Here is a 15,197-nt window from a genome sequence, read left to right as displayed (position 1 = left end):
GCCCGCTCATGACCCACCTCATGGTCCAACGCACCCTTCAAACGCTCTTCCGGCTGAGCATCGTCGTCTTCCTCGTCGGCGGCGCCGTGACCGTCGTGGGCCAGGCCCTCGGCATGGTCCTGGGCGACGCCGCCTGGGTGGAAGGTGTGGCCGCCGACGCCGGACCGGCCACCTGCGTCGCGGCAAGCATCAGCGGCATGCTCACGTTCGCCCTCTCGTACGGGAAGCAGGACGCAGGGCAGCAGGACGGCGCGCACGGTGCGGACGCCCAGGCGTCCAGTCCCGCCGCGTCCGCCACCACGCACTGACCGGCAATCGGCTCCTGACGCACGGCGCGCACTCGCGGACTGATAAGTGTTATCGGGTCCGTGCGTGCCGACCGACGATCCAGGAGCCGCCCCCATGCCCGCCGAGTCCTCCTCCACCATGCGCTCCCTCGACCGGGCCTTCGACGTCCTGGGCGTACTGGAGGACAGCCGCCAGCCCCTGCGCCTGAGCGAGGTGGCCCGCCGTGCGGGCCTGCACGTCGCGACCGCGCAGCGGATCCTCAACGTGCTCGTCGACCGCGGTTACGCGGCCAAGGAGGACACCGGCTACACCGCGGGCCCGGCGTCCCTCGCCACCGCCCACGCGTTCCTGGTCACCAACCGGCTCAGCCAGGTCGCGCTCCCCGTCCTCCAGGAACTCGCCGCCACCACCCACCTGGCGGCCAGCCTGTACGTCCGCGTCGGCTCGGCCCGCGTGCTGATCGCACGCGTCGAGGGCCGCAACCCGCTGCGCTACCAGCTCCCCATCGGAGAGAAGCTCCCCCTCCACCTCGGAGCGGGCAAGGCGCTGGCCGCCTCTCTCCCGGAGCCGGAACTCGACACCTTCATCAAGGAAGCCACCCCGTTCACCCGGATCTCCGGAGAGCAGGTCACCGCGGACGAACTCGCCGCCGATCTGCGCCGGGTCCGGGCGGACGGCTACGCCCTCTCGCTGAGCGAACGCGTCCTCGGAGTCGCGGCCGTCAGCGCCCCGATCAGCACCCCTGACGAGGTGCTCGGCGCGCTGAGTGTCACCGGCTCCAGCACCGAACTCACCGAGGACGACCATCCGCACCTCATCAGCGAGGTACGCCGGGCGGCCGACGCCATCGCGGCGCGCTGCCCCTGACAGAAAGCCACCAGTCCGTGCCACTGCCCACGTACCAGGAACTCACGGAGCGCACCGACGCGCCCGCCGGCTCCAGCTGGCACCTCTTCCCGACGACCCCCGAACGCGGCATGGCCAACTTCGCGGGCCCGCACCAGGTCCGCCGCGCCGCCGACTGCGTCCGCCGGGGCGCCGCCTTCAACCTCGATTACGCCCTGAACGCCTTCGACCCGCCCATGGCCACGTCGCGTGGTGTGCCGCGCCATCACATCACCGCCAAGCACGAGCAGGCGCGCGACGACTCCCTCGACAACTTCCACCTCCAGGCCACCACCCAGATCGACGGCCTGCGCCACCGCCGCGCCTCGGGACACGGCTTCTACAACGGGGTCCCCGACACCGACATCGCGGCCGGAACCCCGTCCCTGGGCGTGCAGTTGTGGGCCGAGCACCCGCTGGCCGGCCGCGGGCTCGTGATCGACGTGGAGGGCCTGCTGCGCGACCGCGGCGCACCCCTGGACCACAGTGCGGGCCCGGCCCTCCCCACCGCCCTGCTCGACGAGGCGCTGGAGGCGCAGGGGTGTGCGGTCGAACCCGGCGACCTGGTCCTCGTCCACACCGGATGGGCCGAGTGGTTCCTGTCCGCGAGCCCCGACCAGCGCGTGGCCACCCGCGCCCAGCGCCGTGCCACCGGCTTCACGCAGAGCCGCGAGTTCGCCGCGTGGTGCTGGGACCACCGCATCGCGCTCATGGCCACGGACACCTTCGCGGTCGAGGTACTCCCGGTCGCGGACGACAGCGACTTCCGGGACAGCGCGCCCGAGGACGACGGCATGATGCACCAAGAGCTCATCGCCGGACTCGGTCTCCCGCTCGGGGAGTTGTGGAACCTCACCACCCTTGTCGACGACAGCCGCCAACACGGTGTCTGGGACTGCCTGTTGACGGTGAAGCCGCTGAACCTCGTGGGCGGGGTGGGCTCCCCGGCGAACGCCACCGCCCTCCGCTAGCGGAAGCGGCGGCCGGCACACCTCCGCGTGGCGCGCATGCCGATGACGGACGCCTCGGCGCCTCACGCCCCGTCGGTCCGCCCGAGCTGGTCCCGCAGCCGCAGCATCCCGCGCCGCGCGTGACTCTTGACCGTGCCGAGCGGCCAGCCCGTGAGTTCCGCGATCTGGGTCTGGGTGAGGTCGTCGTAGAACGTCAGCTCCAGGACCCGGCGCTGCGCCGGGGGCAGTTGCTCCAGTTCGTGCGTGACGACGACCTGGTCGAGCACCCGCTGTACGTCGTGCTCCTGCGTCGGCTGCCGGACCGTCAGCTCGGCGCCGGCGGCGCCGAGCAGCTCCGTGCGGCGGGTGCGCGCGCTCAGGGCGTCGGCCACCTTGCGGCGGGTGATGCCGACGATCCACCCGGCCAGCCGACCGCGTCGGGGGTCGAAGTTCCGCCGTCCGTGCCATACCGCGAGGAAGACCTGCTGTGTCACGTCCTCGGCCTCGCGCGCATCGCCGAGCGAGCGGTAGGCCAGCGTGTGCACCAGCGTCGCCCAGCGACGGTAGACGCCCTCGAGCCCTGCCTCGTTGCCGCGCAGGAGCTCGGTCGCGAGTTCGTCGTCGGAAAGCTCCACGCATCGTTCTCCGGGGGCCGCGCCGGGCGCTGCCGCTTCCGTCGTGGTCAGTAGGACAGACATGGCCCGGTCCTTTCGCCGTCGGCTGCCGGACTCACTGTCCTGGCGAAAGGGGCCGGTCTCGACTTGCACCGTAGTTGCATCGATATGGCGGCCCGCTGCCGTGCCGGAGGCGCCGGGCGAGCTTCACAGCCCGCGACGAATCGCCTGCCAGGTCGAGGAAGGGGGCTCGGCCGGTGCGGCGGGCCCCGATCTCGCGGCCCGCGCCACCCGCACCAGAAGACCGAGTGTGGAAAGGCAGACGCGGCACGCGAGCACGTGCTCGGTGTCGAGGGACGCAGCGTCCTCGTTCAGCGCCACCAGCGCGAGGTCCTCGACCGGAGGGTGCCGGTCACGGGGCGGCATGGACGTAGGAGGCATGGCGCACCTCGCGCTTTCGTCGGGCGTGGGGACCGGGGCGGGGCGGCGGTTTCCCGCGGCTCTCACCCCTGTTTCCGTGCGAAGCGCGCGGTTGGATGCGTGCGGGCGCGGGCAAAGGAGCCGCCAGATGGGGAGCGATGGCGCATTGCTCTTGCAACGATAAGGTGCATGTATGGAGCAGCAGGTGTACGGCGAACGGGAGGACATCGGCGACGGCGCGGCCGACGCGGCGGTCGGCGGCGCGCTCAACGGGTCGGCCGAAGGATCGGCCGAGGGCGCCGGACTCACGTCCGGCACCGTCGCCCGGCGCCTCGGCGTGTCGCCCACCACCCTGCGCTCCTGGGACCGGCGCTACGGCCTGGGGCCCGCCCGCAGGAGCGAGGGCCGGCACCGGCGGTGGTCCCCGGACGACGTCGCCATGCTGGAAGCGATGTGCCGGCTGACCTCGCAAGGGGTGCCGCCCGGGGAAGCCGCACGCCTCGTCAAGAGCGGTGCGAACCACGTCGCGGCTGCACCCTCCGACGAGGCGACAACGCCCGCACACGACGCGGACGACGGCGGCGGCCCGTCAGGGGCCGACCCCGCGGGCCTCGCGCTGGGCATGGTGCGCCCCGAGTGCCGCGGACTGGCCCGCGCCGCCGTCCGGCTGGACGCCGACACCGTCGAGGAACGCCTACAGGAGTTTCTGCGTGCCCACGGCGTCGTCGCCACCTGGGAAGAACTCATGATGCCGACGCTGCACGCCGTCGGCCGCAAATGGGAGACCGCCGGAGACCGCTACGTGGAGGTCGAGCACTTCCTGTCCTGGCACGTGTCCACGGCCCTGCGCTGCGCGCCCTTCCTCGACCGCCGCCCGGTCCGCCGCGAGGGCCCGCCCGTCCTTCTCGCCTGCACCCCCGGCGAACAGCACACCCTCCCGCTGGAGGCGATGCACGCGGCCCTCGCCGTGGAGGGCCGCCCGGTACGGATGCTCGGCGCCGCCGTCCCCGCCGACGCGCTCGCCGAGGCCGTGCACCGCACCGGCCCCACGGCCGTGATGCTCTGGGCCCAGTCGCGCTCCTCCGCAGGGGCGCCGCTCGCCGAGCACCTCATGCGCGTGGGCTGGGGACTCAAGGGCGCACGCCAAAAGCCCGTCATCCAGCTCGGCGGCCCCGGCTGGCGGGGCGCTGCGGTCGCGGGCGCCAGCTATCCGTCGAGCCTCGGGGACGCCCTGGCCGCGCTGCGCGGACGGTGACCGCGCATGGACGCTGAACCGGGGCCGTCCGAGCGCGGCGCATCCGTCGGCGGGTCTCGCGCGGAACACTCTGGGACGGGCGGAACAGCCGCGCCGACGCACAGAAGAGGTGGTCGCATGCCCGCGACCGGCACACCCGGAGACTCCACGCCCGCGGCTCGGGACGGGGCGGAGGTGTTCGTGATCGGAGCCGGTGTCTCGGGGCTGGCCTGCGCGCGGGACCTGTTGGCGGCCGGCGTCGACGTCCAGGTCCTGGAGGCCGGTGACGAGGTGGGCGGCCGGATGCGCTCGGACCTGGTCGACGGCTTCGTGATCGACCGCGGCTTCCAGGTCTGCAACACCTCCTACCCGCAGGTCCGGCGCAGGCTGCTACTGCGCAACCTCCGCCTGCGGCCCTTCACCCCCGGCGTCCTGGTCCACGGACCCGCAGGGCGGCTCCGCTTCAGCGACCCCACGCGCCGCCCCCGCAACCTGCCCGACCTGCTGCCGGGCCGCTTCGCGGGCCTCCGCGACCTGGCCGCCCTCGGTGCGCTGTCTGCCCGCGACATGCTGGCGCCGCCCCGGCGGCTGAAGCGGTCCACCGACACCACCACGCGCACCGCGCTGGCGGACGCCGGGATCTCGGACGAGCTCGTCGAGCGGTTCTTCCGGCCGTTCCTGTCCGGGGTCTTCCTTGAGGACGAGCTGGAGACGTCCTCCCGGTTCTTCCACCTGGTGTGGCGGAGCATGCTGCGCGGCACGCTGTGTCTGCCCGCCGGGGGCGTCGGCGCGCTCCCGCGGGCCCTCGCGGCCGCCCTGCCCCCGTACGTCGTGCGGTTGGAGTCACCCGTTGCCGGGCTCACCGACGCCGGAGTGCTCACCGCCGAGGGCGACGAGATCCCCGCGCGGGCCGTCGTCGTGGCCACCGGACCGGGCGCCGTCGCCGGGCTGCTGCCCGACGTCACCACGCCGGGGACCCGCGTGGTGACGACGTACTACCACGTCGCCCCGCGGTCCCCGCTCGGCGAGCCGACCCTGCTCGTCGACAGCCGACGCCGCTTCCTGAACACGTGTGTGCTCAGCGACGTCGTGCCCGAGTACGCGCCTCCCGGTCTCGCCCTCGTCGCCACCTCGGTGCTCGGCCGGAACACGGCGGGCCGGGAGCGCGCGGTCCGGGCAGCGGCGGGGGAGGCGTACGGCACCGGCACCGACGGCTGGGACCTGCTCACCCACCGCACCGTCGAGGACGCGCTGCCCGCCATGACACCGCCGCAGCCACTGACCCGCACCACCCGCGTGACACCGGGCCGGTATGTGTGCGGCGACCACCGGGCCACCGGCTCGGTCCAGGGCGCGCTGGCCTCGGGCGCCCGGGCCGCCCGCGAGGTGCTGCACGACCTGCGGCACTGAGCCGCACCGCAGTCGGGCAGCGGGTCACGGAGCGGCGTCGCCGCGCTCCCGCTCCTCGCGCAACAGTTCGTCCAGATTGGCCAGCCGGTCAAGACCACGGACCGGCTGCGCCATCCTCGGATTGCGCTCCAGGCGGGACCGGTGGCGGTGCAGGAACGCCCAGTACCCGGCGGTGAACGGGCAGGCCCGGTCGCCGGTGCGGTCACCGGGCCGGTACGCGCACCCCTTGCACAGATCGCTCATCCGGTTCACGTAGGCGCCGCCCGACGTGTACGGCTTCGTCGTCATGCGGCCGCCGTCGGCGTACTGCGACATGCCGACGACATTGGGCACCATCACCCAGTCGTAGCCGTCGACGAAGCAGCGGTGGAACCAGTCCGTGACCGCCTCCGGGTCCCAGCCCCGCTGGAGCGCGTGGCTGCCCAGCAGCATCAGGCGCGGGATGTGGTGGGTCCAGCCGGTGTCCCGGACCTGGGCCAGCGTCGTCGCCAGACAGCGTGCCCGTACGGCGTCGGCGTCCAGGTCCAGGAACCACTCGGGCAGCGGTTCGTGGTGCCGCAGCGCGTTGCGGTGGCGGTAGTCCTCGCCGAAGTGCCAGTACAGCTGCCACACATATTCGCGCCAGCCCGCGACCTGCCGCACGAAGCCCTCCACGCTGCCGATCGGGGCGTCGCCCGCCCGCCAGGCCTCCTCGGCGCGCTCCACGCACTCCGCCGGGTCGAGCAGGCCGAGGTTGAGCGAGGACGACAGGAGGCTGTGGCTCAGCACCGGGTCCTCGGCCAGCATCGCGTCCTCGTGCGGCCCGAAACCCGCGAGGCGGTGCTCCACGAACCGGCGCAGCGCGGACAGCGCCTCACGCCTCGAGGCGGGGAACCGGCGCGGCCCGTCCCGGCCGACGAACCGCACGTCACCGTCGCGCTCCCACCGGTCGAGGTCGCGGCGCACCTCCTCGTCGATCTCGTCCTCGCGCGGCCGGTACGGCGCCGGGGAGCCCAGGGTGCGGGCCCCCTTCGGCGGGGGCTCGCGGTTGTCGTGGTCGTGGTTCCAGCGCCCGCCGGCCGGCTGGTCGCCGTCCATCAGCAGTTCGTGCGAGCGCCGCACCCACCGGTAGAAGTCCTCCTGCCGCAGCTGCCGTCCACCGTGCCCGTCGGCCCACGCGCGGAACTCGTCCTGAGGCACGAGGAAGCCCCGCGCGGGCAGCACCCGCACCGATTCCAGCGACTTCACCAGCCGCAGCGCCGCGTACGAGGTCGGATGACTCACGGTCACCCGACCGCCGTCCGGCAGCGCCTCCCGCAACCCCTGCGCGTACGTCTCGGCCCGCACGTACCGGACCCGGTCGCCGAGTTCGGCGGCGCGGTGCCGCATCGCGGACAGCACCAGGTGTGCCTTGGCCCGGTGGAAGCGGCGACGGCGGAACACCGAACGCGCCTCGATCATCACCACGGGCACATCGCCCAGGCCGCTGAGGTGGTGCGGCCCCAGCTGGTCGCCGAAGAGCCAGTGGCGGTCCGTCATGCGGGTGTCTCCTCGTTCGCGGTCCCGGGGTGTGTGCCGCCGGGCTGCCACCCATGCTTCGCGAGGGCGCCGCGCGCCGGATGCGCCGACGCGGCCGGTCAAGCCGTTTGGATCTCGGTGCAACCGTCCGGCCTCCGCCTCCGGAAGAGGTGTCACCAGCGGACGGAGCACCCGCTTCGTCGCGGGAGGGGCGCTTCCTGCAAGGCAGAGGACATGTCATGAAGCTCAGCGAGGAACTTCCCGTCGACCACACGCTCGCCCGCGTCTACCGCTACGGCGCCGGGCTGTGCGGAGTCATCCTGCTCGTCTTCGGCTGCCTCGGCTTCGCCGACCAGCTCAGCCCCTTCGACACGGACGGCACCCGGATCGCCGGGATGTCCACCAACGGCGTGCTCAGCCTGATCTCGGTCGTCGTGGGCCTCGTCCTCATCGGTGGCGCCGTCGTCGGTGGCAACGTCGCGTCGACGCTCAACATGGTGATCGGCGGCCTGTTCGTCCTCAGCGGCTTCTACCACCTCTTCGTCCTGGACCGCCCCGCCAACTTCCTGGGCTTCGGCATGACGAACGTCGTGTTCAGCTTCGTGATGGGGCTCCTGGTGGCCTGCTTCGGCATGTACGGCCGGGTGTCGGCCGGCCTCCCGCACGACAACCCGTACTGGCGCCGCCGCCACCCGCGCCAGGCCGCCCGCGAGTCCCTGGCCCGCCGCCACGGCCCGACCGCGGGCGTGCCCGCCCGCGCCGGGTCCTCGACCCGCGCGGTCACGTCCACCGACCGCTGAGGCGGCCCGAGGTGCCCGGCCCTGGAAGGCCCGCACCACGGGCCTTGCAGGGCAGGGCGGTTCGCTGTCAGGCGCCCGCCCCGCCGTCCACCGGCACCACCGCCCCGGTCACCATCGACGCCCGGTCGCTGAGCAGCCACGCCGCCGCCTCGGCGACCTCGCGGGGCTCGGCCATCCGGCCGAGGGGGATCGCCCGCTTGATCTGCTCGACGACGCCGGGGGTCGACTCCTCCCAGGTGTCGATCATCTCGGTCGCGGTGCCGCCGGGAGTGAGCCCGTTGACCCGGATCCCGTCCGGCGCCCAACTCACCGCCGCCGTCTCGGTGATGCTGTTCAGCGCCCGCTTCATGGCGCCGTAGGCGGGCAGCGCCGGGTTCGCTCGGCGGCTGCCGATGCTCGACGTGTTGACGATCGACCCGCCCCCGCCCCGCCGCATCAGCGCGGCCTCGGCGTTCATGGCCGTCCAGTGCGCGCGGAAGTTGACGGCGAACTGTAGGTCGATGTCCTCGTCGCTGGTGGTGCCCAGCGGGCCGGGCCGCTGGATCGCCGCGCCGTTGTTGAACGCGCCGTCGAGCCGGCCGTGCAGCTCGCCGACGCGTTCGACGGCGGCGCGGATGCCGTCGCGGTCGGCCAGGTCCAGGGCGACGGCGTCGGCGGTGCCGCCCTCCGCGCAGATCTCCTCGACGATGCGACGCAGCGCGTCGATGCCGCGCGAGGCGAGGACGACGGCGGCGCCCTCGCGGGCGAACAGGCGGGCCGCGGCCGCCCCGATGCCCCGGCTGGCTCCGGTGATGAAGACAACCTTGCCGGTGAGCAGACCGATGGGCGGATGCGGGGTGTGGTGTGTCGTGTCGTTCGTCATGAGGGGAGTGTCGGCGGGGTCCGAGCCCCCGATACAGGCACAACCGGTACCAGGATGCGCGGCCGCCGCCCGGGCACACTGGAGGCATGGACAAACAGGAACTCGGCGCGTTCCTCCGCAGCCGGCGCGAACGGCTCCGGCCGCGGGACGTCGGCCTCCCGGCGGGCGCGCGGCGCCGGACACCGGGACTGCGCCGCGAGGAGGTCGCGGTCCTCGCGCACATCTCCACCGAGTACTACGTCCGGCTCGAACAGGGCCGCGCGCCCCGTCCCTCCGGCGAGGTGCTCGCCGGGATCGCGGGTGCGCTGCGGCTCACCGACGCCGAGTCCGAGCACCTCCACGTCCTCGCGGGAACCGCGCCGCACCAGAGCCGACGGCACCGGCGCGACGTCCGGCCGAGCATCCTGGCCCTGCTCGAACGGCTCCCGCAGACGGCCGCGTTCGTGACGTCCGCCGTGTTCGAGGTCCTCGCCTGGAACGAGCTCGCGGCCGCACTCATGGAGGACTACGGCCAACTCGCGCCCGAGGAAAGGAACTTGGCGCGGCGTGCCTTCCTCGGCCCCAAGCGCCCCGAGGTGCCCCTGTACGGGATCTCCGACGCCGCCGAGTTCCGTCACCACGTCGTCATGGAGCTGCGCTCCGCCCTCGCCCGCTACCCGGACGACCCCGCGGTCACCGGCCTCGTGGCCGAACTGTGCGACGGCAGCGCCGAGTTCGCCCGGCTGTGGGAGCTGCGCGACGTGCACGCCGCGCCGACCCTCACCAAGACCTTCGACCACCCGGCAGTCGGCAAGGTCACCGTCGACTGCGACGCCCTCGCCCTCACCGACCGCGACCAGCACCTCGTCCTCTACAGCGCCCCGCTCGGCTCCCGCGACGCCGAAACGCTGGCGCTGCTCGGGGTGTTGGGCGCCGGTGCGAAGGGTGCGCTGCGCCGGAGCGGCTGAGGCGCCGGACACGGTTCAGTCCGCCGGGCGGTACTCCTGCTCGGGCCGGCCCGTCGCCCCGTACCGCAGTCGCATCCGCAGCAGCCCGTCCGTGCACAGCCCCGCGAGGTGGCGCTGCGCCGTGGCGCGGGAGATGCCGATGGCGAGGCCCACCTCCGCCGCGGACCGGGCGGCCCCGGCCTGCCGCACCGTGGCCAGGACCAGGTGGCGTGTCGCTGCGTGCGCGCCCGTGGGCCGGTCGCGGCGCGGCGGCGGGGCCGAGAGCGCGGCCACCGCGTCGTCGATCGCGTCCTGGTCGACGTGCGGGGACGCCAGTGCCCGGCGGAACCGGGCGTAGCCGCGCAGCCGGTCGATCAGTCGCTGCGGGGGAAACGGCTTGGCGAGGTACGCCAGCGCGCCCGCCGACAGCGCCGCACGCACCGTCCGCCCCTCCGTCGCCGCGCTCAACACGAAGCTGTCGCACGGCAGTTCACGGACCAGGTCCACGCCGGACCCGTCCGGCAGATACACGTCGACCAGCGCCAGATCGACGTGCTGCTCCCGTACGGCGTCGCGCGCCCGCTCGGCCGACTGCGCGGTGGCCACCACGGTGAAGCCGGGGGCCTGGGCCACGTGCGAGGCGTGCAGGTCCGCCACGTGGAAGTCGTCGTCCACCACCAGCACCGACAGTGCGGGACGTTCGCTCACCGTGCCTCCTCCAGTACGTGCGGCAGCCTCGCCACGAAAACGGCTCCGACTCCTTCGTCGCCCGGGCCGCCCGGTGCCACCAGCTCGACCTCGCCGCCCCGGCCGCGCGCGATCTGGCGCACCAGTGCCAGGCCGACACCGCGGCCACCGGGCACCGGGCCGCCGTCCTTCGTGGAGAAGCCCTCCTCGAAGACGGCCTCGGCGTGGTCCGCCCGCACACCGTCGCCGCTGTCCGCCACGGTGATCACCAACGTCGTGTCCTGGGTCATCAGCTCCACCTCGACCTGACGTGCCGAGCGTCCGCCCTCGCCCGCGGCGTGCACCGCGTTGTCCAGCAGATTGCCGAGGACCGTGGTGACATCCACGGGCTCGGTGACGGGGGAATCGACCCAGGTGCCCTCGCCGAGCACCAGCTCCACGCCCTTCTCCCGCGCCTGCGCGGCCTTCGCGCGCAGGAAGGTGCGCAGGTAGTCGTCGTCCACAGCGTCCAGGCCGGGAAGGGACACCGACGCCGAACCCGTGCCGGTCAGTTCCTCCAGGTAGCGGGCCGCCTGTGTGAGGTGTCCGCCGTGCACCAGGCCCGCCACCACGTGCAGCCGGTTGCTGAACTCGTGGCGCTGGGCGCGCAGCGCCGAACTCATCGCCTGCACCGCGTCCAACTGCCGGGTCAGCGACTCGACATCCGTGCGGTCCTTGACGGTGACGAGCGTGCCCAGGTCGCGGTCGGCCCTGCGCACCCGCCGCGCCGTCACCACGAGCAGCCGTTCGCCCGCCGCGGTCACCACCGGCCCGCCGCCGTCCGCCCGTGCGGCGCGGGCCACCGCCAACACCCTTGGATTCAGGCCCCATTCGGACACCGGGGCGCCCGGCCGGCCGTCCACCGCGAGCAGCCGCCGCGCTTCGTCGTTGACGACCGTCACCCGCTCCCGCGCGTCCAGGGCCAGCACACCCTCGCCGATCCCGTGCAGCACCGCCTCCTGCTCCTGCACCAGCGCCACCAGTTCCTCCGGTTCGAGGCCGAGCGTCAGCCGCCGCCACCGCCGGGCGAGTGCCGCGGACGCCAGCACCCCCACGAGCAGCGCCAGCGCCAGGCAGGCCAGGCCGCCGAGCAGCACCCGGACCACCTGGTCGTGCACATGGCTCGCCGCGACGCCTGCGTTGGCCTCACCCACCACGCGACGGCTGCCCGGGGCGTAGACCGGGACCTTCGCCACGATCTCCTCGCCGAGGTGCGCGTGGTCGTGGTCCAGCACCTCGTGCCCGGCCAGCGCCCTCGACGGATCGGTGCTCACCATGCGTCCGAGCTGGCTCCGCTGCGGGTGGGCGAGGCGGAGGCCGCGGTCGTCCGTGACCACGACGAACAGGGATCCGGTACGGGCCCGGGCGGCCTGCGCCACCGCCTGTACCGGCCCCTCGGCCAGGGCCGCGACGTCCCGTTCCGCGTGGGCCCTGCGGTGCCCGTCGCCGGACACGGAGTAGCGGGCCGCCTGCGCGCGGACGACCGGATTCGCGGCGACGGTGCGGGCCACCCCCAGCGCCCGCAGCTGGTACTCGCGCTCGACATGCTGATCGTTGACGTATGCGAAGGCCCCGAAGGCGGCCGTGAGGGCGAGCGCGACGACCGCGCTCTGGAGCAGCAGTACCTGGGTACGCAGCCGCAGGCGCCGCCCGCGCCACCGTATCGACCTGGAGAACCTCACGCCGCGACGGTATCCGCCGCCCCTCACGGGGCCGTCGGGGACCCCGTCCCGGGCGTGCACTCAATGAGCAGAACCCGCACAAGGCGGGTTTCGCGGCTTGCGAGCGCAACCTGTCCGGCGCCGATCGGCGCGGGATACGTTCGCCCGGATCATTCCCCGGCCGACCCCGTGTGCGTCCGCCGGCCCACCCTGCCCGAGCCGCTTCGACCAGGAGTTCCCCCATGACACCAACCACCACAGAGGCCAGGGACGGCCTGCGTGGCAGCACCCGTGGAGGCCGCCGGTGACCACGCACACCTGGGGACTCCTGGCCATCCTGGTCCTGTCCATCGGCGCGCTGATCGCACTGATCAACACGCGCCTGCGCCTGCATCCCTTCCTGGCCCTGACGCTGGTCTCGCTCGGCGCGGCCGTCGCCGCCGGTCAACCCGCGGAGAAGATCGCCGAGTCCCTGGAGACGGGCGCGGGCTCCATCCTCGGCGACGTCGGTGTCACCCTCGCCTTCGGAGCGATGCTGGGCCGGCTGCTGTCCGACTCCGGAGCCACCGACCGCATCGCCCGGCTCATCGTCCACCGGGCCGGCCGACGGTCGCTGCCCTGGTACATGGCCGGCGCGGCCTTCGTCATCGGCATCCCGATGTTCTTCGAGGTCGGGCTGATCGTGCTGCTGCCGCTGATCTTCAGCGTGGCCCAGCGGCTGCGCGACGACCACGACGTCAAGGGTTCCCCGTACGTGGCCCTCGCGGCCCCGGCGATCGCCGCCCTGTGCACCCTGCACGGCATGGTGCCCCCGCATCCGGGGCCGCTGATCGGCGTGAGCGGTCTGCACGCCAACCTCGGTCTGACCATCGGCGTCGGCCTGGTGTGCGCGATACCCACGGTCATCATCGCGGGCCCCGTCTACGGCCGGTGGATCGCGCCGCGCCTCGACGTCCGGCCCGACCGCACGCTCGTCGCCCAGTTCACCGGAGACCGCGCCTCCGGCGCGGGTGCCCCGGCCGACACCACGGAGTCCGGGCGGACGCGCCGCAGCGTGCCCACCGGGTGGGCGGTCGCCGCGGTCCTGGTTCCCGTCGTCCTGATGCTCCTGAACACCATCGCCGACCTCGTGCCCGCGCTGCCCGCGGGGCTGCGGCACACCCTCGCCCTGACCGGTTCGCCGGTCGTCGCGATGTTCTTCGGCCTGCTCTTCGCGCTGTTCGTCGTGGCGCTGCCCAGCGGAGTGGGCGGCGAGGCGATCCGTGACTCGCTGGGCGAGAGCCTGCGGTCCGTGGCCGGCATCCTGCTGATCATCGCGGGCGGCGGAGCGTTCAACCAGGTCCTCGAGGACTCCGGCATCGGCAAGGCGGTGGAGTCGGCCGCCTCGGGGGCGCACCTCAACATCCTCGTCCTGGGCTGGCTGTTGGCGCTGCTGCTGTCGTTCTCGACGGGTTCCGCGACGGTGGGCATCGTCGCCGCCACCGGGGTCCTCGCCCCGATGGCCGCGACGCAGCCGAGCCTGACCACCTCGCTGCTCGTGGTCGCCATCGGCGCGGGCTCCGTGGGCCTCAACTACGTGAACCATGCGGGGTTCTGGCTGGTCAAGGAGTCCTTCGGGATGACACTCGGCCAGGCCACCAAGTCCCACACCGTCATCCAGACACTGGTGAGTGTCTGCGGACTGCTGATGACACTGCTGCTGTCGCTGTTCGCCTGACAGGGCCTCGATGCGGTGACGAGGATGCGAAGGTCCCGTCGGGACACGTGAAGGCTCCACACATCCCTCTCCACGGCTTTGACCTCGGTGGAGAGCGGTAAATAGGTTCGGGCGCCGAGTACTTGCTCGCGTACCGCCCTGTCCCGCCACGAACGGAGCTTCCCCCGTGTCATCCCTTGACGCGTTCACGTCCCACCCGCTCAGCAGCGAGAACCCGGTGACCAGTGCCCCCGAGTGGCTGCGGGACAACCTCGGCACGTTCGTCGGTGTTCCGCTGCGCATCCTGCTGATCGTGCTCGGTGCCGTACTGGTGCGGGCGCTCGCCCAGCGGGCCATCACCCGGACCGTGACCCGGGTCCTGGAGGCCAACGAGCACGAAAGCGAGCCGCGGCGCACCACACGCGGGCCCGCGGTGCTCCAGCGCGATGCCTCCCGTGCGCAGGAGCGGCGTGAGCAGCGGGCGCGCACCATCGGCTCGGTGCTCAGCAGCATCGTGACCATCGTCGTCTCCGTCATGGGCCTCGCCATGGTTCTCGACCAGATCGGCATCGCGCTCGGCCCGCTGCTCGCCAGCGCCGGCGTGGTGGGTCTCGCGATCGGCTTCGGCGCGCAGAGCCTCGTCGCCGACTACCTGGCCGGAATGCTCATCATGATCGAGGACCAGTACGGCGTCGGTGACTCGGTCGACCTGGGCGAGGCCGTCGGAGAGGTCGAGCACGTCGGGCTGCGCCTCACTCAGGTCCGCGACCTCAACGGCGGCCTGTGGCACATCCGCAACGGCGAGATCATGCGGGTCCGCAACGACAGCCAGGAGTGGGCCCGCGCGGTGCTCGATGTGTCGGTGGCGTACGACTCCAACCTGGAGAAGGTCTTCGCCGTACTGGAGGAGACCGGCATGTCGCTGCGCTCGGAGGAGGAGTACAAGGGTGTCCTCCTGGAGGACCCCTCGGTGTGGGGTGTGCAGTCCATCGAGGCCGACGGCATCGTGGTCCGGCTCGTCGTGAAGACCGCCCCGCTCAAGCAGTGGGCGGTCACCCGTGAGCTGCGCCGCCGGGTCAAGGAGGCCCTCGACGCGGCCGGCATCGAACTGCCCTTCCCGCAGCGCTCGGTGTGGGTGCGGGGCACCAAGGACATCGACGCGGAGGACAGCCGCGCGGAGGTTCCCATGTCCCGCTGACGGGCATCCGGCATCGCCCCGGGCAGGCCT

The 15,197-nt window shown here is 73.1% G+C and carries 15 protein-coding genes; 9 read left to right on the top strand and 6 right to left on the bottom strand.

The annotated features are described in order from the left end of the window. Positions 1 to 8: 8 nt before the first annotated feature. The 3 genes from ACNYS0_RS03585 to ACNYS0_RS03575 all read left to right on the top strand — a co-directional run bounded on the left by ACNYS0_RS03585 (position 9) and on the right by ACNYS0_RS03575 (position 2,144). Positions 9 to 308, top strand: a complete 300-nt coding sequence (locus tag ACNYS0_RS03585) for a hypothetical protein (protein WP_422471163.1) — start codon at positions 9 to 11, stop codon at positions 306 to 308. A gap of 94 nt (positions 309 to 402) precedes the next feature. Then, positions 403 to 1,155, top strand: coding sequence for an IclR family transcriptional regulator (locus ACNYS0_RS03580; protein ID WP_422471162.1), 753 nt, complete (start codon positions 403 to 405; stop codon positions 1,153 to 1,155). A 17-nt stretch (positions 1,156 to 1,172) separates the two neighbouring features. Continuing rightward, positions 1,173 to 2,144, top strand: coding sequence for a cyclase family protein (locus tag ACNYS0_RS03575; RefSeq protein WP_422471161.1), 972 nt, complete (start codon positions 1,173 to 1,175; stop codon positions 2,142 to 2,144). A gap of 62 nt (positions 2,145 to 2,206) precedes the next feature. Here the strand turns inward: ACNYS0_RS03575 and ACNYS0_RS03570 are convergent, their stop codons facing one another. Next, entirely contained in the window at positions 2,207 to 2,821 is a 615-nt protein-coding gene (locus ACNYS0_RS03570; protein WP_422471160.1) for a sigma-70 family RNA polymerase sigma factor, read from the bottom strand. Positions 2,822 to 2,944: 123 nt separating this feature from the next. Further along, positions 2,945 to 3,178, bottom strand: coding sequence for a hypothetical protein (locus tag ACNYS0_RS03565; protein WP_422471159.1), 234 nt, complete (start codon positions 3,176 to 3,178; stop codon positions 2,945 to 2,947). 172 nt (positions 3,179 to 3,350) lie between these two features. Between ACNYS0_RS03565 and ACNYS0_RS03560 the strand changes: the two genes are divergently transcribed. Both ACNYS0_RS03560 and ACNYS0_RS03555 read left to right on the top strand, forming a co-directional pair. Further along, a complete protein-coding gene (locus ACNYS0_RS03560) occupies positions 3,351 to 4,412 on the top strand; it encodes a MerR family transcriptional regulator (protein ID WP_422471158.1) in 1,062 nt (353 codons plus the stop codon). Between the two features lie 117 nt (positions 4,413 to 4,529). Beyond that, positions 4,530 to 5,801 carry an NAD(P)/FAD-dependent oxidoreductase gene (locus ACNYS0_RS03555; RefSeq protein ID WP_422471157.1) on the top strand — a complete coding sequence of 424 codons (1,272 nt, stop codon included), beginning with the start codon at positions 4,530 to 4,532 and terminating at the stop codon, positions 5,799 to 5,801. A 24-nt stretch (positions 5,802 to 5,825) separates the two neighbouring features. Here the strand turns inward: ACNYS0_RS03555 and ACNYS0_RS03550 are convergent, their stop codons facing one another. Next, positions 5,826 to 7,319 (bottom strand): cryptochrome/photolyase family protein, encoded by a 1,494-nt coding sequence (locus ACNYS0_RS03550; RefSeq protein ID WP_422471156.1) that lies wholly within the window; start codon positions 7,317 to 7,319, stop codon positions 5,826 to 5,828. Positions 7,320 to 7,537: 218 nt separating this feature from the next. Here ACNYS0_RS03550 and ACNYS0_RS03545 point away from each other — a divergent pair, with 218 nt between their 5' ends. Beyond that, positions 7,538 to 8,098 carry a DUF4383 domain-containing protein gene (locus ACNYS0_RS03545; protein WP_422471155.1) on the top strand — a complete coding sequence of 187 codons (561 nt, stop codon included), beginning with the start codon at positions 7,538 to 7,540 and terminating at the stop codon, positions 8,096 to 8,098. Between the two features lie 67 nt (positions 8,099 to 8,165). Here the strand turns inward: ACNYS0_RS03545 and ACNYS0_RS03540 are convergent, their stop codons facing one another. Next, the gene (locus ACNYS0_RS03540) at positions 8,166 to 8,960 is read right to left on the bottom strand and encodes an SDR family NAD(P)-dependent oxidoreductase (protein ID WP_422471154.1); all 795 of its coding nucleotides are present in this window, start codon (positions 8,958 to 8,960) and stop codon (positions 8,166 to 8,168) included. Between the two features lie 86 nt (positions 8,961 to 9,046). On the opposite strand from ACNYS0_RS03540, the gene ACNYS0_RS03535 reads away from it, so the two are divergent. Beyond that, entirely contained in the window at positions 9,047 to 9,907 is an 861-nt protein-coding gene (locus ACNYS0_RS03535; RefSeq protein ID WP_422471153.1) for a helix-turn-helix transcriptional regulator, read from the top strand. Between the two features lie 15 nt (positions 9,908 to 9,922). On the opposite strand, the gene ACNYS0_RS03530 is transcribed toward ACNYS0_RS03535, so the two are convergent. Both ACNYS0_RS03530 and ACNYS0_RS03525 read right to left on the bottom strand, forming a co-directional pair. Then, positions 9,923 to 10,594: a response regulator gene (locus ACNYS0_RS03530; RefSeq protein ID WP_422471152.1), complete on the bottom strand. Its 672-nt coding sequence runs from the start codon at positions 10,592 to 10,594 to the stop codon at positions 9,923 to 9,925. Next, positions 10,591 to 12,294, bottom strand: a complete 1,704-nt coding sequence (locus ACNYS0_RS03525; protein WP_422471151.1) for a sensor histidine kinase — start codon at positions 12,292 to 12,294, stop codon at positions 10,591 to 10,593. The genes ACNYS0_RS03530 and ACNYS0_RS03525 overlap by 4 nt, the downstream gene beginning before the upstream one ends. Positions 12,295 to 12,577: 283 nt before the next feature. Between ACNYS0_RS03525 and ACNYS0_RS03520 the strand changes: the two genes are divergently transcribed. Continuing rightward, positions 12,578 to 13,990, top strand: a complete 1,413-nt coding sequence (locus ACNYS0_RS03520; RefSeq protein ID WP_422471150.1) for a GntP family permease — start codon at positions 12,578 to 12,580, stop codon at positions 13,988 to 13,990. 166 nt (positions 13,991 to 14,156) lie between these two features. Beyond that, complete coding sequence (locus ACNYS0_RS03515; protein WP_422471149.1) at positions 14,157 to 15,167, top strand: mechanosensitive ion channel family protein; 1,011 nt, start codon at positions 14,157 to 14,159, stop codon at positions 15,165 to 15,167. Positions 15,168 to 15,197: the final 30 nt, after the last annotated feature.

This window comes from Streptomyces anthophorae (genome assembly GCF_049310305.1).
Taxonomy (GTDB): domain Bacteria; phylum Actinomycetota; class Actinomycetes; order Streptomycetales; family Streptomycetaceae; genus Streptomyces.
The sequence above is the reverse complement of the archived record's forward strand: the minus strand, read 5'-3'. Positions and strand labels throughout refer to the sequence as shown.